The 17,627-nt window shown below is 71.9% G+C and carries 13 protein-coding genes; 6 read left to right on the top strand and 7 right to left on the bottom strand.

What is annotated here, in order from left to right; translation table 11 throughout:
- Window positions 1-93 precede the first annotated feature (93 nt).
- Entirely contained in the window at window positions 94-1,527 is a 1,434-nt protein-coding gene (locus CR470_RS12350; RefSeq protein ID WP_097867636.1) for an IS1380 family transposase, read from the top strand.
- 188 nt (window positions 1,528-1,715) lie between these two features.
- Here the strand turns inward: CR470_RS12350 and CR470_RS12355 are convergent, their stop codons facing one another.
- Window positions 1,716-2,414: a response regulator gene (locus CR470_RS12355; protein WP_097867637.1), complete on the bottom strand. Its 699-nt coding sequence runs from the start codon at window positions 2,412-2,414 to the stop codon at window positions 1,716-1,718.
- Entirely contained in the window at window positions 2,411-3,712 is a 1,302-nt protein-coding gene (locus CR470_RS12360) for a sensor histidine kinase (protein ID WP_373561405.1), read from the bottom strand. The genes CR470_RS12355 and CR470_RS12360 overlap by 4 nt, the downstream gene beginning before the upstream one ends.
- Window positions 3,713-4,009: 297 nt before the next feature.
- Between CR470_RS12360 and CR470_RS12365 the strand changes: the two genes are divergently transcribed.
- Window positions 4,010-5,191 (top strand): alpha/beta hydrolase family protein, encoded by a 1,182-nt coding sequence (locus CR470_RS12365; protein WP_097867639.1) that lies wholly within the window; start codon window positions 4,010-4,012, stop codon window positions 5,189-5,191.
- A gap of 100 nt (window positions 5,192-5,291) precedes the next feature.
- Here CR470_RS12365 and CR470_RS12370 read toward each other — a convergent pair whose 3' ends face one another.
- A complete protein-coding gene (locus tag CR470_RS12370; protein WP_097867640.1) occupies window positions 5,292-5,876 on the bottom strand; it encodes a TetR/AcrR family transcriptional regulator in 585 nt (194 codons plus the stop codon).
- 87 nt (window positions 5,877-5,963) lie between these two features.
- Here CR470_RS12370 and CR470_RS12375 point away from each other — a divergent pair, with 87 nt between their 5' ends.
- Window positions 5,964-7,217 (top strand): FAD-dependent monooxygenase, encoded by a 1,254-nt coding sequence (locus CR470_RS12375; RefSeq protein WP_097867641.1) that lies wholly within the window; start codon window positions 5,964-5,966, stop codon window positions 7,215-7,217.
- 354 nt (window positions 7,218-7,571) lie between these two features.
- On the opposite strand, the gene xdhC is transcribed toward CR470_RS12375, so the two are convergent.
- From xdhC to CR470_RS12390, 3 genes are read right to left on the bottom strand one after another with little or no spacing between them, the layout of a single operon-like run.
- On the bottom strand, window positions 7,572-8,381 hold the full coding sequence (gene xdhC / locus CR470_RS12380; protein ID WP_097867642.1) for a xanthine dehydrogenase accessory protein XdhC: 810 nt from the start codon (window positions 8,379-8,381) through the stop codon (window positions 7,572-7,574).
- A gap of 1 nt (window position 8,382) precedes the next feature.
- Window positions 8,383-10,800, bottom strand: coding sequence for a xanthine dehydrogenase molybdopterin binding subunit (gene xdhB / locus CR470_RS12385; RefSeq protein WP_097867643.1), 2,418 nt, complete (start codon window positions 10,798-10,800; stop codon window positions 8,383-8,385).
- On the bottom strand, window positions 10,797-12,260 hold the full coding sequence (locus CR470_RS12390) for a xanthine dehydrogenase small subunit (protein ID WP_097867644.1): 1,464 nt from the start codon (window positions 12,258-12,260) through the stop codon (window positions 10,797-10,799). Before CR470_RS12390 ends, xdhB begins: the two co-directional genes overlap by 4 nt.
- Before the next feature lie 822 nt (window positions 12,261-13,082).
- Between CR470_RS12390 and CR470_RS12395 the strand changes: the two genes are divergently transcribed.
- Genes CR470_RS12395 through CR470_RS12405 form a run of 3 tightly spaced genes read left to right on the top strand, consistent with a single transcriptional unit; the run spans window position 13,083 to window position 16,533 of the window.
- A complete protein-coding gene (locus CR470_RS12395; RefSeq protein WP_097867645.1) occupies window positions 13,083-14,411 on the top strand; it encodes a uracil-xanthine permease family protein in 1,329 nt (442 codons plus the stop codon).
- Window positions 14,408-15,826 carry an amidohydrolase family protein gene (locus CR470_RS12400; protein WP_097867646.1) on the top strand — a complete coding sequence of 473 codons (1,419 nt, stop codon included), beginning with the start codon at window positions 14,408-14,410 and terminating at the stop codon, window positions 15,824-15,826. Before CR470_RS12395 ends, CR470_RS12400 begins: the two co-directional genes overlap by 4 nt.
- Complete coding sequence (locus tag CR470_RS12405) at window positions 15,823-16,533, top strand: sulfite exporter TauE/SafE family protein (RefSeq protein WP_097867647.1); 711 nt, start codon at window positions 15,823-15,825, stop codon at window positions 16,531-16,533. The genes CR470_RS12400 and CR470_RS12405 overlap by 4 nt, the downstream gene beginning before the upstream one ends.
- On the opposite strand, the gene CR470_RS12410 is transcribed toward CR470_RS12405, so the two are convergent.
- Entirely contained in the window at window positions 16,517-17,560 is a 1,044-nt protein-coding gene (locus tag CR470_RS12410) for a LacI family DNA-binding transcriptional regulator (RefSeq protein ID WP_097867648.1), read from the bottom strand. The genes CR470_RS12405 and CR470_RS12410 overlap by 17 nt on opposite strands.
- Window positions 17,561-17,627 lie beyond the last annotated feature (67 nt).

Below are 17,627 nucleotides of genomic sequence, written 5' to 3' on the forward strand. Positions count from 1 at the left end.
TAGCCTCGGGCTTTCACTTGGAGTCCGTCCGGATCATGGGCGTGAACGCGAAAGTGCCTTCTGAGCTGGGACGATGAACCTTGTCGAGGGGTTCTGTCGGTCCAGACGGAAGGCACTTTCTGCGTGCAGGGTATCGGTTCTCGTCCCAAGCTCCATGTCTCTGCTGACGGTGCGGGGGTGGTCAGTCACTCTGGCGCACGGTTGCTGGCTGATCTCGCCGATGTCACCGGGCTGACCAGCGCGTACTCCACCGCGTTGAGACCGCTTCGACCACGAGGTACTGGTCATGACCCGGGCCGGATCGCGACCGACCTCGCGGTGATGCTCGCTGACGGCGGCGAGACCATCACGGATCTGGCCGTCCTGCGCGACCAGGGCGAGGCGTTCGGCCCCATTGCCTCGACACCGACTGCCTGGCGGCTGCTGTCCGCCGTCGACGAACGCGTGCTGGACCGCCTGCGCTCGGCCCGCGCCCAGGCCCGGGAAGCGGCCTGGCTCCAGGCATCCGAGACCCGCTGCGGCATACCGGCGGCGAAAGCCGGCGGACAGGAACTGCCCGGCCTGGTCCTGGACATCGACGCCACACTGATCACCTGCCACTCCGAGAAAGAGGCGGCCGCACCCACCTACAAAGGCGGCTTCGGCTTCCATCCTCTGGTGTGTTTCCTGGCCAACACCGGCGAGGCCATGTCCGGGCGCCTTCGGCCCGGAAACTCCGGAGCCAACACGGCCGCGGACCACATCGCGGTGCTGGACGACGCTCTCGCGCAGATCCCCGATGCCCACCGGCACGGCACCGACATCCTGATCCGCACCGACAGCGCCGGATCCGCGAAAGCCTTCCTCACCCACGTCCGGAACCTGCGAGCACGCGGAATCCGCACCTTCTTCTCGGTCGGATACGCGGTCACCGAGCCGGTCCGCCGCGCGATCCGCGCCCTGCCCGAGCAGGTCTGGCACCCTGCCCTGGACCAGGACGGCACCCTTCGTGAGTCCGCCGAGATCGCCGAGCTGACCGGCATGAGCGACCTTGCCGGCTACCCGGCCGGCACCCGCGTCATCGTCCGCCGTGAACGTCCCCACCCCGGAGCCCAGCTCTCGCTCTTCGACCGGGACGAGGGCCTGCGGCATCAGGTCTTCCTCACCGACACCCCCTGTACCTCCGGCTCGGCCCAGTTCCTGGAGGTCCGCCACCGCGGACACGCCACCGTCGAGGACCACATCCGGTGCGGCAAGAGCACCGGCTTCGGCCGCCTCCCCTCCCGCCGCTTCGGCGTCAACGCCGCCTGGCTCGAACTCAGCCTCGCGGCGATCGACCTCCTGGCCTGGACCCGCGTCCTCCTGCTGGACGGCGAACTCGCCACTGCCGAACCCAAGAAACTCCGCTACCGGCTCCTGCACGTCGCAGCCCGGATCACCCGGGGCGGTCGCCGCCTCCGCCTTCGGATATCGGCTACCTGGCCCTGGCGACATGAACTCACGGCCGCATTCCACCGCCTGACCGCACTGCCCCGCCCCGCCGGCTGACCCGCCACTCCCACCCACCTCGACTCAAGGACCTCGGAGGACCCGACCCCGCGTCGGGCCCTCACCATGCCCACCGGCCGACCCAGCCTCAAACAAGAGCGGTCAGCCACCCAGCAGCCCCAACTGAAACGGCGAGGNGGACCCGACCCCGCGTCGGGCCCTCACCATGCCCACCGGCCGACCCAGCCTCAAACAAGAGCGGTCAGCCACCCAGCAGCCCCAACTGAAACGGCGAGGTTAGTAGGCTGGGAGGCGACGATGACGGCTTGGACGCGGTCGCGGAGTCCGAGCTTGGCGAGGATGCGGGCCACGTGGGTCTTGACGGTCGTCTCGGCGAGGTGGAGGCGGGTGGCGAGTTCGGCGTTGCTCAGTCCTCGGGCCAGCAGGCCGAGCACCTCCAGTTCGCGCGGGGTGAGCGAGGCGAGGTCGCGGTGGAGGGAGGCGGTATCGCTGCCACGCCGGGCGAACCGCTGCACGAGACGGCGGGTGATGGCCGGCGCCAGGAGGGCGTCGCCGGTACGGACGGTGCGGACGGCCGCGACCAGGTACTCGGGGGTGACGTCCTTGAGGAGGAAGCCGCTGGCCCCGGCGGAGAGCGCCGCGTAGACGTACCGGTCCAGGTCGAAGGTGGTCAGGATGATCACACGGGGTCCACCGGCCTGGGGAGCGGCGAGAATACGGCGGGTGGCTTCCAGGCCGTCCATCTCGGGCATTCGGATGTCCAGCAGGATCACGTCGGGCCGGGTGCGGCGGGCCGCTTCGACGGCTTCGGCCCCGTTCGTCGCCTCGGCGACGACGTCGATGCCGTCGGCGCCGAGGATCATGCGGAACCCGGTACGGACCAGTGTCTGGTCATCGGCGAGAAGCACACGCGGCGGATCGGTCACTGTGCCTCCAGGGGCATCAACGCTTCCACACGGTAGCCGCCGGTCAGGCGTCGGCCGATGTCCAGGGTCCCGCCGTAGACGGCGAGGCGCTCGCGCAGTCCGATCAGGCCCCGGCCGTTTCCGTCGGCCGCGCCCGCGCCCGCGTGCCCTCCGGTATCGGTGACCTCTACCCGGAGCCGGTCCGGACCGTATTCGACGGTCACGGCAGCGGTGGCACCAGCGGCGTGCTTCACCGTGTTGGTCAGAGCTTCCTGCACCACGCGGTAGGCGGCGAGTCCGACGCCGGGCGGGAGGGGGAACGGCGGGCCGGTCACGGTCAGTTCGACCGGCAGCCCGGTGTCCCGGACCCGCCCGACCAGCGTTTCCAGCTGGTCCAGGCCGGGTTGCGGGGCCGGCACCGCGGCCGGGCCGTCCACGCCTGTCCCCCCGCCCTCGTCAGCCATGGTGAGCAGTCCCATGACGTGGCGCAGTTCCGTCATGGCCGCTCGTCCGCCTGCCTCGACGGCGAGCAGTGCCTCGCCGGCCTGCTCGGGGGAGGTTTTCATGATCTTGCGGGCGGCGCCCGCCTGGATGATCATCACGCTGACGTTGTGCGTGACGACGTCGTGCAGTTCGCGGGCGATCCTGGCCCGCTCGTGCTCGACGGCCCGGCGCAGCGCCTCGGCCTGTTCACGTTCCAGCGCGGAGAGCCGGGTGCGCCCCTCGTCGGTGCGGTGTTTCCAGGTACGCAGGCCGACGGAGGCCACGGCCATCGGGACCAGGATCAGCAGCGCGATGTACTCGTTGGGGACGATCGGGGTGACCGAGTTCCCCGAGGTGCTGACCAGGAGGACCGACACCGGCAGTGCCGCCAGGGTCGCCACCCGGTACGGGCTGTACACGGCGGCGCTGTAGACGGCGATGACGTACGCGTAGAAGGTCAGCCGCAGAACGCTCTGCGGTGTCGCCAGTGTCGCGGCCGTCACGACGCACAGCACGGCGAGCGGACAGCGGCGCCGCAGCACCAGGGCAGCCGAGGCGATGAACGCGAGGGTCACCATGAAGGCCATGCCGCCGGGCCCGTTCGGGCGCGTCATGACGCGCTCCACGCCGGGTGCGATCTCCCGCACCACGACGTTGTCGGCGTTGTCGATGCCGTAGTAGACGGTGGCGATACCGATCGTCAGTGCCACCAGCACGTCGAACTGCCAGGCGCGCCTGGTGGGCCGCAGAGGTGGACCAGTGGCGAGCCAGATCTCGCGGACCGTCTGACGCGCGGTTTCCTGAAGCCGCTTCAGCCCCGTACGTACGTTCGTCACCGGTTCATTGTTGCTGCCGCGCGGGCCCGCGGAGTCCGCCCCGGCGGTCATCTCCGTCGCACCGGCTACATCACCCGCCTACATCCCAGGGATGACGCTTCCGGGGCTCATCCCGGCGCGGTACCGCAAGGGGTTCGGGCGGCTGACGCGTGACAGCCGGTCCCGCTCCTAACGTTCACGCATCCAACTGCCGTACCCGAGGAGCCGTTTCATGACCACGCCGGTGCTCGAACCGCGTGAGGTGAGCCGCCCGTACGACGACGGCCCGCCCGCCCCCAGTGGAGAACGGACGATCCTGTGAACCCCGCACTCTTCCGCCGTGGCCTGACCGTCGCCACCGCACTGCTCACGCTCGCCGTCGGCCTGGGCGGACCTCCCGCCGCGGCGGCCGACGGCCCGGGCGGCGCACCGTATCTGCCCAGGCCGACCGGGCCCCGTGCGGTCGGTACCACTTCCCTGCACCTCACGGACGACTCCCGCCCCGACCCCTGGGCTCCCGGGGTCGACGCCCGCGAACTCATGGTCTCCCTGTGGTATCCGACGGCCTCGCCGAACGGGCGTCGGGCGCAGTACATGACCCCGACGGAGTCCGAACTGCTCCTCACGGAGGGAGGTATCACCGGTGTGCCGTTGGACGTGCTGAGCACGACACGGACCAACGCCTTCGCCGACGCCCGACCGGCAGGGCACACGCGAAGCCTGCCACTGGTCGTGCTCTCTCCCGGCTTCACCAAGCCGCGCGCCACGCTGACCACGCTCGCCGAGGACCTCGCGAGCCACGGCTATGTCGTGGCCGCGATCGACCACACGTACGAGAGTGTTGCCACCACCTTCTCGGACGGCCGGGTCGCCACCTGCGCCGCCTGCGAGGTACCGCATGACGAAGCGTTCTGGAATCGGCTGGTCACGGGCCGGGCCGCCGACGTCTCCTTCGTACTGGATGAACTGACCGAGGCACACGCGGAATGGGACGGCTCCCGGCTCATCGACCCATCGCGGATCGCGATGGCGGGTCACTCCGTCGGCGGTGCGAGCGCCGTCACGTCCATGCTGGCCGACCCCCGGGTACGCGCGGGCATCGACATCGACGGCATGACCCAGGTCCCGATTCCGGACGGCGGCCTGTCCCGGCCGTTCCTCTTCCTCGGCAGGCAGGCCCAGTACAGCCCGGGCAGCGGTGGCGGCGCCGTCGCCACCTGGGAACGCGACTGGCAACGCCTGACCGGGTGGAAGCGATGGCTCGTGGCGGCCGGAGCCGAACACGCCTCCTTCACCGACATCGGACTGCTGGCCGAGCAGTTGGGAATCGACATCGGCGCCGCACTGCCGGCTGCCCGCGCCTCGAAGATCGTCCGCGGATACGCCCGCGCGTTCCTCGACCTGCACCTGCGCGACCGGCCGCAGCCCCTGCTGGACAAGCCGTCCATGCGCTACCCGCAGGTCCGTTTCTGCACTCCGGAGACGAGCACCTGCGTCTGAGACCTGTCGGCGGTTCATGTGTCCCGGCGACGGCATCGAGGCATCCGGACAAGCGCCGGTGGCGAGTCGGGCCTGCGGCGCGTAGGGGGGCGGGCGCCGGTCAGGTGGAGAGCACGGCGGCGAGCATCCGCCGGACGACCGGGGTCAGCTCGGTCACGTCGGGTACCGGGCGGGTCGCGGCCGTCGCGCCGGCGAGCCAGTCGTACAACAGTCCGTCGGTCCAGGCGACGAGCAGGTCCGCCGCCGACGCCGGATGGGGAGCGCCGAGCGCCGCCAGGACGGCGGCGGCCCTGGACCGTGCGGCGAGGCCGGCGGTCTGCAGGTCGGCACGCAACTCCGGGCGGCGGGTCGCCTCCAGGCTGAGTTCGAATCGGGCGAGCTGGCGGTCTCGTTCCGCCGTCAGCCAGTGGTGCAGCAGCGCGGCCAGCGCCTCCGCGGCGGAGTCCGGGTCCGGGCGCCCGTGCTCCGCTTCCCACCGGTCCACGTCGGCGACCGACAGTTCGGCCAGGCGGAGGTAGCACGCGCTGATCAGAGCGCTACGCGTGCGGAAGTAGTACGACGTGCTGCCGGCCGGCAGCCCCGCGGCGGCGTCGACCGCGCGATGGGTCAAGCCGCGCAGCCCGGCGGCGGCCACCGTGCTGATGGCGGCGTCGGCGATCAGGTCTCGACGGTCAGGAAGGCTCACATCCCGCACTCTACAGATGTAGAGTGCGGGGTGATCGCCTCTACGGCTGTAGAGGCGGTGCGTGGGTGAGTGAGGGAGGCAGTCGATATGGGTGTTCGTCATGCCGTCGTGGCCGGAGGCGGCATCGGGGGCCTGACCGCGGCGGTGGCCCTGAGCCGCAGCGGATGGCACGTGACCGTGTGTGAACGGGCTCCCGCCCTCACGGGTATCGGCGCCGGCATCGTGCTCGCCCCCAACGCACTGCGCGCCCTGGACTCGATCGGCCTGGGCCCCGACGTGTGGGCGGGTGACGCCCTGCCCGGCCCGGTCGGGCTCCGTACACCCGACGGCACCTGGCTGAGCCGATCCGACAGCGGTGCCCTGTCCACCCGCTACGGGCTCTCCACGCGCGCCGTGCACCGCGGCTTCCTGATCGACGCGCTCGCCGCCGCGCTGCCGCCCGGCGTCGTACGCCTCGGCGTATCGGTGACCGGTGTGGACGACGCCGGGGGCGCCGTGGTCGTGCGTACGTCGGCCGGCGACCTGCGTGCCGACGTCGTGGTGGCGGCCGACGGCATGCGCAGTGTCCTCCGCGGACACCTCTTCCCCCGGCATCCCGGGCTGCGCCACGCCGGTGAGGCCGGATGGCGAGCGGTGGTGCCCGGTACCGGCCTGCCTCCGCAGGAGGCGACCGAAACCTGGGGCCGAGGCGAGCGTTTCGGCGTCGTTCCCCTCGCCGACGGCCGGATCTACGTCTACGCCACCACCGTCACCGGACCCGGCGCGCAGCCGGCCGACCACCATGCGGAACCGTCCCGACGCTTCGGCGCGCAGCCAACCGACCACCATGCGGAACTGACCCGACGCTTCGGCGCGTGGCACGATCCGATACCCGCGCTGCTGGACCGGCTGAACCGGCGGAACCCCGACCCGGTCGGCATACTCCACCACCACTTCCACGAACTGGGCTCGCCCCTGCCCCGGTTCCACGCCGGCCGGGTGGCCCTGCTCGGTGACGCCGCCCACGCGATGACGCCCAACATGGGCCAGGGCGGCTGCCAGGCCATCGAGGACGCGGTCGTCGTGGCGCACCTCCTCGCACGCGACACCGACGTACCAGCCGCGCTCGCCGCCTACACCGAGGCCAGACACCGGCGAACCACCCGTATCAGCCGCCGCTCCCGACGCATAGGTGAACTCGCCCGGCTCTCCCACCCCCTCGCCGCGTCCATCCGGAACCTCGCCGTACGCGCCACGCCCCGGGTGGTCACGTCGAGGGCCCTGGACACGGTCCTCGGCTGGCAACCTCCTTCCGGCCCCGCCCCCGCCTCCGCCAACGTCCATGCCAACGAGCAACCATGAACAGCGCGGACACCTCCCGCCCCCTCGCCCGGGCAGCATCGTTCCGACGTGGGGACACCTACCTCTCGTGAGCTTCGGGTGCCGGTCCCGACGACGGAGCGCCGGCCGGGCGGGCTGCCGAAGGGCGGCATCGGCCCTCCAGCTGCTCCCACTCGTCCCGGGCCATGGACAGCCGCCGTGTATCCGCTGCGTCCCGTCGCGCCCGGTGGGCGTTCCTGCTTCGGCCCTCAGCGACCCGCCCGGCTGCGCACCCGCTCTGACGCGGCGACCCCGCGGACGCGAGGCGTCACCGGAGGGCGCCCCGCATGTGTGCGCGAGCACGCGCGTGGGGCGTCCGTCGATCCCGGCGGGAAGTCAGCTCCCCCCGGCTTCGAACGTGCGCAGCAGGTCGGCGGCGACGCTCACGGCGATGGTCGCGGGTTCCTTGCCGGTGATGTCGGCCAGCCCGATCGGGGTCGTGATCCGATCGACGGCCGCCTCGTCGTGACCACCCTCCGTGAGAAGGCGTTTGCGGAATCGCCCCCACTTGGCCGCCGACCCGATCAGCCCGATGGAGCCGAGGTGGGCCGCCCGCAGAGCGGCGTCGCACAGCGCGGCGTCCTCGGCGTGATCATGGGTCATGATCAGGACGTGCGTGCCGTGCGGCAACTCCTCAAGGACCTCCTCGGGCAGCAGCGGAGTGTGGTGGACCCGCACCCCCGCCACCGCGTCCGCGAGGACGGCGAGCCGCTCCTCGGCGAGGATGTCCGAGCGGCTGTCGATCAGATGGAGGTCGAGGTCCTGACGTGCCAGGACGCGCGCCAGTTCCATCCCGACGTGTCCGACGCCGAAGATCGCCACCGCCCGTACCACCGGAAGCGGTTCGAGCAGCACCGAGACCGTGCCGCCGCAGCACTGGACGCCGTGCCGGTTGGCCACCTTGTCGTTCAGCGCGAAATCCATCAGCTCCGGTTCGGCCGTGGACGCGGCGATCATCTCCCGGGCCCGGTCGATCGTGACCGCCTCGACGTTGCCGCCGCCGATCGAGCCCCAGGTCTCGCTCCGCCCCACGACGAGTTTCGCGCCGGCGTTCCGGGGGGCGTGGCCGCGCACGGTCGCGACGGTCACCAGCACGCCTGCCTCCCGGCGTGCCCGCAGCCGGGCGACCGCGGCGAACCAGGTCATGTCAGCCACCGCTCAACGCTTCTGCCCCGGTTCGCGTCCCGGCCCCGGCGGCGGACCCGCCGCCAGGGTGACCGCTCGGGGAGGGTCCGGCCCGGCGGGCCGCCTCGATCGCCCAGTACACCGCCTCCGGCGTGGCGGGCGAGGCGAGTTCCACGCTCGCTCCGGCGGGCCCGAACGCCGCGGCGGCCTGCCGCAGCGCCTCCCGTACCGAGAACGCCAGCATCAGCGGAGGCTCCCCCACGGCCTTGGACCCGTAGACCGCGCCCTCCTCGGTGGCGTTCTCCAGCAGCCGTACGTGGAACTCCTCCGGCATCTCCGAGAAGCTGGGCAGCTTGTACGTACTCGCCGCCCGGGTCAGCAGCCGGCCGCGGCCCGGCCCGTCACCGGTGTCCCAGCGCAGGTCCTCCAGCGTCAGCCAGCCCGCGCCCTGCACGAAACCGCCCTCGACCTGACCGATGTCGATCATCGGGGAGAGGCTGTCGCCGACGTCGTGCACGATGTCCACCCGCCGGATCCGGTACGCGCCGGTGAAGCCGTCCACCTCCACCTCGGCCGCGGCGGCACCGTAGGAGAAGTACTTGAACGGTGAGCCCTGGAACGCCTTCGCGTCCCAGTGCAGCCCCTCGGTCCGGTAGAAGCCCGCCGCCGACAGCTGCACGCGCTGGAGGTACGCGGTGCGCACCAGGTCGTCCCAGGCCAGCTCCGTCTCGCCACCGAGGGCACGCGCGACGCCCCCGACGATGCGTACGTCCGAGGCGTGCGTCCCCAGCCGGCCGCCGGCCACGTGGAGCAGCCGCTCGCGGATCTGCTCGCAGGCGTTCTTCACCGCCGCGCCGTTGAGGTCCGCCCCGGCGCTGGCCGCGGTGGCGGAGGTGTTGGGCACCTTGTCGGTGCGCGTCGGGGCGAGGCGCACCTTGTGCGGCGGGATGCCCAGCGTCGTCGCGGCCACCTGCAGCATCTTGGTGTGCAGGCCCTGACCCATCTCGGTGCCACCGTGGTTGATCAGGACCGAGCCGTCCTTGTAGACGAGGACCAGCGCGCCGCCCTGGTTGAAGGCGGTGAGGTTGAACGAGATGCCGAACTTGATCCCGGTGACCGCGAGACCCCGCTTGGTGTTCGGGTGTGCGGCGTTGAACGCCGCGATCTCGCGCCGCCGGTCGGCGACGCGGCCGTCGGCGCACACCTGCTGCCAGACGGTGGAGATCCGCTCGGCGTGCGTGACCACCTGCCCGTACGGCGTCGCCTGCCCCTGCCCCGGCCGGTAGAAGTTGCGCTCCCGCAGCTCCATCGGGTCCAGGCCGAGCAACGGCGCGCACCTGCCCATGATGTCCTCGATCACCAGCATGCCCTGCGGCCCGCCGAAGCCGCGGAAGGCGGTGTTGGAGACCTTGTTGGTCTGGGCGATACGGCCCGCGACCCGGGCGTTGGGGAGCCAGTAGGTGTTGTCGATGTGGCACAGAGCGCGGGCGACCACCGGCTCGGACAGGTCCAGGCTCCAGCCGCCGTCCGCGGTCAGGGTGGCGTCCAGGGCCTGGATACGGCCTTCGGCGTCGAAGCCGATCCTCCACTCCGCGTGGAACCCGTGGCGCTTGCCGGACATGGTCAGGTCCTGGGTGCGGTTGAGCCGGACCCGGACCGGCCGGCCGGTTAGCCGGGCGCCGAGCGCGGCGACGGCCGCGAAGCCGTGCGGCTGCATCTCCTTGCCGCCGAAGCCGCCACCCATCCGCAGGCACTGCACCGTCACCTCGTGACTGTGCAGACCGAGCACGTGCGCGACGATCTCCTGCGTCTCGGAGGGATGTTGGGTGCTGCTCTGGACGAACATCTGCCCGTTCTCGTCGACCAGGGCCAGCGCCGCGTGCGTCTCCAGATAGAAGTGCTCCTGGTCGGAGAACTGGAACTCGCCCGAGAACACGTGCGCGGAGTCGGCGAAGCCGGCGTCGACGTCGCCGGTGAGCATCACGGGCCGGGCGCCGTGGAAGCTTCCGGCCGCGATCGCGTCCCGCAGCGCGATCAGGGAGGGCTGTTCGTCGAGGTCGACCTCGACGGCCGCCGCTCCGAGCCGGGCCGCCTCCAGCGTCTCGCCGAGCACCCAGGCGACCGCGTGACCGTGGAACATGACCGTGTCGGGGAACAGCGGTTCGTCGTGCTTCATGCCGGCGTCGTTGACGCCGGGCACGTCGGCGCCGGTCAGCACCCGGACCACACCGGGCACGGCGAGCGCGGGCCCGGTGTCCAGCCGGGTGATCCTGCCGTGGGCCCTCGCGGCCTGGACCGGGTAGGCGTGCAGCACGTCCTTGGTGCGATGGACCAGGTCGTCGGTGTAGAGCGCCGTGCCGGTGACGTGCTGGGTGGCACTCTCGTGGGGCACCGACACGCCGACGGCCGGTTTCTCGGGGCGCTGGGACAGCTGGCTCATGAGGAAACCGCCTCGGTGGTCTGCGCGTACAGCTTGAGCAGGCTCTGGCCCAGCATCGCGGAGCGGTAGGCGGCGCTGGCGCGCTGGTCGTTCAGCGGCGTGCCCTCCGCCCGCAGTACCCGCGCCGCGGCTTCGACGGTCTCCGCCGTCCACGGCCTGCCCTCCAGGGCCTCCTCGGTGGAGAGGGCGCGGATCGGGGTGGCGGCCACACCGCCCAGCCCGATGCGGGCCCGGTGGACGATCCCGTCCTCGATCCGGAGCGCGAACGCGACCGCCACGCTGGAGATGTCGTCGAAGCGCCGCTTGGCGATCTTGTGGAAGGCCACGACCGGCGACAGCGGCAGCGGGACGTGTACCGCGCGGATCAGCTCGCCGGGACGGCGCACGCTCTGCCGGTAGCCGGTGAAGTACTCCGCGAGGGGAACCCGGCGCTCACCGTCGGCGTCGGCGAGCACCACCGACGCCTCCAGCGCGAGCAGTACCGGAGGGCTGTCGCCGATGGGGGAGCCGGTCCCCAGATTGCCGCCGAGCGTGGCGCCGTTGCGGATGAGCCGCGACGCGAACTGCGGGAACAGCTGCGCCAGCAGCGGCACTCGGCCGTCGAGGCGGCGTTCGATCTCGGTGAGCGTCAGCGCCGCCCCGATCTCCACGGAGTCGGATCCGACGCGCAGCTCCCGCAGTTCGGGCAGCCGGTCGACGGCGATCACGCAATCGGCCCGGCGGGCGCGGATGTTCACCTCCACGCCCCAGTCGGTGGAGCCGGCGACCACCACCGCGTCGGGCCGTTCGCGCAGCAACCGCAAGGTGTCGCCCAGGGTGTTCCTCCGCAGGAACGCGCTGCCGCCCTGGACGTACTCGGTGGCGACCGGCACGGGCGGGGACTGCTCACGACGCCGTGCGAGCGGGTCCTCGTCGGTGGGCGCGCCGACGGCGAACGCGGCATCGCGGATCGGACGGTACCCCGTGCAGCGGCACAGGTTTCCGCTCAGCGCGTGCAGATCGAAGCCGTTCGGTCCGTGCTCGGGGTCGGTGCTGTCGGCCGGGTCCGCGTGGGCGTGGCGGTCGGGGCGGTAGTACTCGGCAGCCATGCTGCAGACGAACCCCGGTGTGCAGTAACCGCATTGGGATCCGCCGCGGGCCGCCATCTCCTCCTGCACCGGGTGCAGCGGGCCCGGCGGGCCGGACGCGGCGACGGGGGCGAGCCCCTCGGAGGTGACCACCTCCTGCCCGTCGAGCGCCGCGGCCGGGACCAGGCAGGCGTTGACCGCCACCCAGTCGGTGGGCTCGTTCGTCCCGGGACGGGCGACCAGGATCGCGCAGGCGCCGCACTCACCCTCGGCGCAGCCCTCCTTGGTGCCGGTGAGGCCACGCTCGCGCAGAAAGTCCAGCACCGTGGTGTGGGGCGCGGCCGGTGAGATCGGCGCTTCGGTCCCGTTGACCGTGATGCGCGGCGCCGTCATGACAGGCCTTCGTTCCGGTGCGCGCTCGGTCGGTTCATCATCTTCGTCAATGTCGGACAGCTCTCTTGATTCAGACGCGCCACGGGGGAGGGGCGGGCGCGAAACGGCGCACGACAGTGAGGCGCCGTGAAAGAAGTGGCGGGGAAAGGAGAAAGCGAGAAGGAGGGAAAGCCGAAAGGTGCCGCGGAAGGGCACAGGAGAAGGGGCGCGCTCAGCAGCCGTGCGCGATACGCCCCGGGACCCAGGCGGCGCACTCGGCGAGGCGACCGAGGTCGGAGTGGATGAACATCAGCTGGTCGCCTCCTTTCGAGGCTGAGGGTCGGCGTTCACGGCAAATTAGTGGCTGACGCCATGGAGGTCAAGAGGCCGCCGGGCCCCGAACCTCGCGTGAGCGCCCCCAGGATCGAGCATCAGGCGTCTCTGTCCACGCGCCCCGGATTCCGGGCGCGTGGAGTCCGTCGTCCTCGCGGACCTGCCCGGCGGAGTGACCTCGCCCGGCGGACCCGCTCGTCCCGCCGACCGCCGTCGCAGCTCTTGACGATGGCCGCGAGGGCTCCCCATACTGACGGCCAAATCGATTTGGCCAAATCGATTTGGCCCTCCGTTCGGGGCTGGATCGCGGCTGATGTCCGAGCGTTCTTCGCGCCCGAATGGAGCTCCAACGTGTCCAGTCATCGCCAACCCGCACCCGGAGCGGAACAACAACCACCGACGCCGGAGCCGGTCACGCACGACGCCCCGCACGCGGCCGACGCCCCGCCTCCCGCCGACTCCCTGCCTCCCGCCGACTCCCCGCACCCGGCCGAGGAGTCGCGCCCAGCCGTGCATCCCGTCGACGAGTCGCGCCCCCTCGGGCGGATCGTCCTCTTCGGGATTCAGCACGTCCTCGTCATGGCGGCCACCCCCATCTCGGCCATCTTCCTGATGAGCGCCACCCTCCGGCTCGACGCCGGCCTGACCATCAACCTGCTCTCCGCGGCGTTCGTGCTCTCCGGCGTCGGCTCGCTGATCCAGTCGCTGGGGCCGTGGAAGTTCGGCCCCCGGCTGCCGTTCGTGATGCTGCCCGGCGGCGCGCCGCTCATCCTGTTCATCGCCATCGCCGAGCAGCACGGTCTGCGCACCGCCACCGGCGCGGTCATTCTCACCGCGGCCTTCTACTTCGTCGTCCTGCCGGTCTTCTCACGGCTGCTCAGGTTCTTCCCGGCCCTGGTCATCGGCACCATGATCGTCATCGTCGGGATCAACCTGGTGAAGGTCGGCGCGGTGCTCGTCACCGGCCGGCCCGGCGAGCCCGGATTCGCGGACCCGACGAACCTCGCGCTCGGCATGGCGACGATCGGATTCACCGTCGTCTTCTACCTGCTGTTCACGGGAATCCTGCGGCAACTCGCCGTCATGCTCGGACTGGTCGCCGGCACGGTGCTGGCCGGGTTCCTCGGCAGCATCGACCTCGGTCGCGCCGCCGGAGGCGGTCTGGTCAGTGTGCCGGAACTGATGCCGTTCGGCTCACCCCAGTTCAGCCTGATCGCCGCGCTGCCGCTGATGCTCTACAGCCTCGCCTCCATGGCGGAGGCCACCGGCCAGACGGTCATCAACGCCGAGGCCGTCGGCAAGGAGATCGACACCCGCACCGACGTCCCCAAGACCGTCCGCGGTGATGCGCTGACCTCCCTCTTCGGCGGGTTCTTCGGGCTGCCGCTGATGGTGACCAGCGGCGAGAACATCGGGATCGTCCGGGTCACCGGCGTCCGCAGCCGCTATGTCACCGCCGCCGCCGGTGTGGTCCTCATCGTCATCGGGTTCCTCGCACCGGTGACCCGCGCGATCAGTGTCGTCCCGTCCGCCGTGGTCGGCGGCACGGCCATGGTCGTCTTCGCGGTGATCACCGTGCTCGGTGTGCAGATGCTCGGCCGTTCCGACCTCGACCAGCACACCTCCACGTTCATCTGCGCCGTCGCCCTGGCGCTGGGCCTGCTGCCGATCCTCATCCCCGGCGTGTACGCGGGCTTCCCGCCGAACGTCCGCATCCTCCTCGAAAGCGGCGTCGCCGTCGGCGCGTTCGTCGCCGCCGTGCTCAACATCCTGTTCCACCACGTCAGGCCGCGCGTCGCCGCCCGGTCGACCACCTCACGCACGGAAAGCAACCGATGAACCAGCTCACCCGCGACCTCCTCGACCCGCCCGGACCCCTCCTCCTCGTCCCCGACGCCGTGCTGCTGCCGGAAGGACCCGTCGACGGCTACGCGGTCGTCGTCGCCGACGGCTCCTTCCGCGCCGTCGGACCCGCCGGGGAACTGGCGCGTACGCATCCGCAGCTCGACGCCGTCACGCTGCCCGGCCATCTCCTGATGCCCGGCTTCGTCGACGCCCACCACCATCTGACCCAGAGCTTCGGCTCCGCGCTCGCCTTCGGGGAGCCGTCGGAGATCTTCCGCAGGGTCTGGGTTCCGCTGGAAGGGGCGCTGGACGAGGAATCGGCCTACGCCGCCGCCAAGCTGGCGGCGTTGGAGGCGCTGCGCGGCGGCTTCACCACCGTCACCGACGCCGGCACGCGCGCCGACGTGGATGTCGACGTCGTCGCGTCGGCCGCTCGTGACGCCGGTATCCGCTGCGTACTCGGCCTCGTGTGCAACGACGTCGCCGGCGACGCCGCGACCGCCGCCGAGGACTCCGCGAGCACCACCGCCGTCCTCGAAAGCGCCGAGAAGCACCTCGCCCGGTACGACGGCGATCCGCTGGTCCACGCCTCCCTCGCCGTCTCGATCCCCGAAGCGGCCACCTCCCGGACCCTTCACCGCACCGCACGTCTCGCCGCGGAAGCCGGCGCGATCGTGCAGATCCACGTCAATGAACACCTGGCCGGTGTCGAACGCTCCCTCGTACGGCACGGACTGCGCCCGCTCGAACACCTGCACAGGATCGGCGCGCTCGGCCCTCAACTGCTCGCCGCCCACGCCACCCTCCTCACCCCCGGCGAACTGACCCTGCTCGCCGACACCGGGACCGCCGTCAGCTACAACCCGGTGGCCAGCGCCTGGAAGGGCAACGCCGTCGCCCCGGCCACCGCCATGGCCGAGCGCGGCATCCGCTTCGGGCTCGGCACGGACGGCACCCGCGGTGATGGGTTCCGGCTCGCGGACGCGGCCGAGTTCGCCCAGCGGATCGCCTACGGGCTGGCCACCGGGGACTCGTCGTGCGGCGCCGGCTGGACCTGGCTCGACCACGCCACCGCCGGCGGCGCCGACGCCGTCGGCCTCGGTGCGCGCACCGGCACGGTCGCCGAAGGGCTGGCCGCCGACTTCCTTCTCGTCGACGTCACCAACCCCGAGCTCGCGCTCTCCTGGGACGTCCCGTGGGAGCTGGTACGCCGAGGCAACCGCGACCAGATCACCGCCGTGTTCGTCGCCGGAGACCTGCGTCTGTGGCGCGGCCTGCCCACCGGCTGGGACGGCCCCGCCTTCGTGCGGCAGGCGGCCGAACTGGCCCGTGCCGCCGTCGAAAGGGCGCCCATCACCCGCGTACACCCCACATCCACGGCGGCACGGAAGCGGAGCACCGCACGGTGAGCACGGAAGCACTCGCGGTCCTCGCCGTCACGGTGGCCGTCGCCGCGTTCGTCCAGGGCAGCAGCGGTCTCGGCTTCGCCCTGATCGTCGCGCCCGTGGCCGGGATCCTCGACCCCGGGCTGCTCCCGGTGTTCGTCCTGGCGGCCATGATCCCGCTCAACCTGTACGTCGCCTGGCGCGAACGCGCCTCGATCGACCTGCGCGGCGCGGGCTGGATCACCGGGGCACGGCTGGCCGCCACGCCAGCCGGGCTCGCGCTGCTCTGGCTGATCCCGGACCGCAGCATCGGCCTGTTCGTCGGCATCGCCACCGTGCTGGCCGCGGTGGTGAGCCTGGTCGCCCCCGCCTTCACTCCCGGCCGGGCGGCCTACCTCGGCGCCGGCGTGGTGACCGGACTCACGGAGACCGCGACCGGCGTCGGCGGCCCCCCGCTCGCGCTCGTCTACCAGCACCGGCCGCCCGCGGAACTGCGCTCGACCGTCGCCGCCTGCTTCCTCGTCGGGGAAGTGGCCTCGCTGGGCCTGCTGTTCGCGACGGGGGAGGGCGAGCCCGGAGACCTGGGACTCGCGGTGGTCCTGCTGCCGGTGATCGCCGCGGGCGCGTGGCTGAGCCGACTGGTGCACCACCGGCTGGACGCGCGCAGAATGCGGCTGTGCGTACTCGTCTTCGCCCTGGTCTCCGGTCTGGTGCTCATGCTCGGGCTGTGACCCGTAGCGACGAGGCACGCGGAACGACCCGCGGCTCGGGCGCCGCCGCCACCGAGGCGGCGGCGCTCTCGCCGCGCAGCCGGCCGAGCAGCAACTCCACCGCGGCGGCCGCCGCACGGTCCAGATGAAGGTCCACGGCGGTCAGCGGCGGCTCACAGGTCCGCGCGCGCAGCCCGTCGTAGCGGGTGACGACCATGACGTCGCCCGGTACGGACCGTCCGCTGTCGCGGATCGCCCGCACCGCGCCCACCGCGAACGCGTCCACCAACGCGCAGACCGCGTCGGTCCCGGGGTGCTCGGCCAGCAGGGCGGCACAGCTTTCGTACCCGGCCTGCTCACCGCCCGCCTCCGGGGCGCTCGCCACGACGGGCGCCCAGCCGTACCGCTCGGAGACCCGCTCGTACGCGGCGAGCGCGTCGACCGACGAGTGGCGTGATCCGGAGCCGACGATCAGCGCGGGACGCCCGGCACCCTGCTCGCGCAGATGTGCGAACAGCAACTCGGCGACCGCCCCGCCGCGCAGATCGACGTACGGCGACGTGTCGTCCGGCGACACCGGCCGGCCGAGGGACACGTAAGGCAGGCCCCGCTCCGTCAACTGCGCCGCGGCGGCGTCGTTCACGTCCGGTTCGACGACGATGGCGCCGTCGATGTCGACGGAGTACAGCGCGGACCCCGACTGCACGGGCGGTACGAGCACCAGCGCGTAGCCGTGCAGCAGCGCGCTCTCCGCGGCGGCGGCGGCGATCTCCATGTAGAACCCGAGCCGCGACGGCCCACCGGCCACCGCGAACGGCATCGAGGAGGCGAGCGCGATGGCCTTCGCCTCCCCCCGGCGCAGCCGCTGGGCCCGCAGATTGGGCCGGTACCCGAGCTCGGTGGCGACCCGCTTGATGCGTTCCCTGGTCCGCGGATCGACCTTGCCGATCCCGTTGAGGGCGTGGGAGACCGTCGTACGCGACACCTCGGCGAGCCGCGCGACATCGGCGATCGTCGGCGGCCGCGAGCCGGGACCGGAGGTTGGCATCGACGGCACTCCTTGCGGGCTGGGGGCGGGGCACCCCATCTTCGCCCACCGGCCTCCCGGGGGACGC

Source organism: Streptomyces sp. rh34 (genome assembly GCF_002551245.1).
GTDB lineage: Bacteria > Actinomycetota > Actinomycetes > Streptomycetales > Streptomycetaceae > Streptomyces.

Excerpts from the sequence above, each read along its gene's own strand:
- CR470_RS12375 (WP_097867641.1), top strand. The coding sequence starts at position 5,964 with ATGGGTGTTCGTCATGCCGTCGTGGCCGGAGGCGGCATCGGGGGCCTG.
- CR470_RS12390 (WP_097867644.1), bottom strand. The coding sequence starts at position 12,260 with ATGACGGCGCCGCGCATCACGGTCAACGGGACCGAAGCGCCGATCTCA.
- CR470_RS12410 (WP_097867648.1), bottom strand. The coding sequence starts at position 17,560 with ATGCCAACCTCCGGTCCCGGCTCGCGGCCGCCGACGATCGCCGATGTC.
- xdhC (WP_097867642.1), bottom strand. The coding sequence starts at position 8,381 with ATGACCTGGTTCGCCGCGGTCGCCCGGCTGCGGGCACGCCGGGAGGCA.
- CR470_RS12400 (WP_097867646.1), top strand. The coding sequence starts at position 14,408 with ATGAACCAGCTCACCCGCGACCTCCTCGACCCGCCCGGACCCCTCCTC.
- xdhB (WP_097867643.1), bottom strand. The coding sequence starts at position 10,800 with ATGAGCCAGCTGTCCCAGCGCCCCGAGAAACCGGCCGTCGGCGTGTCG.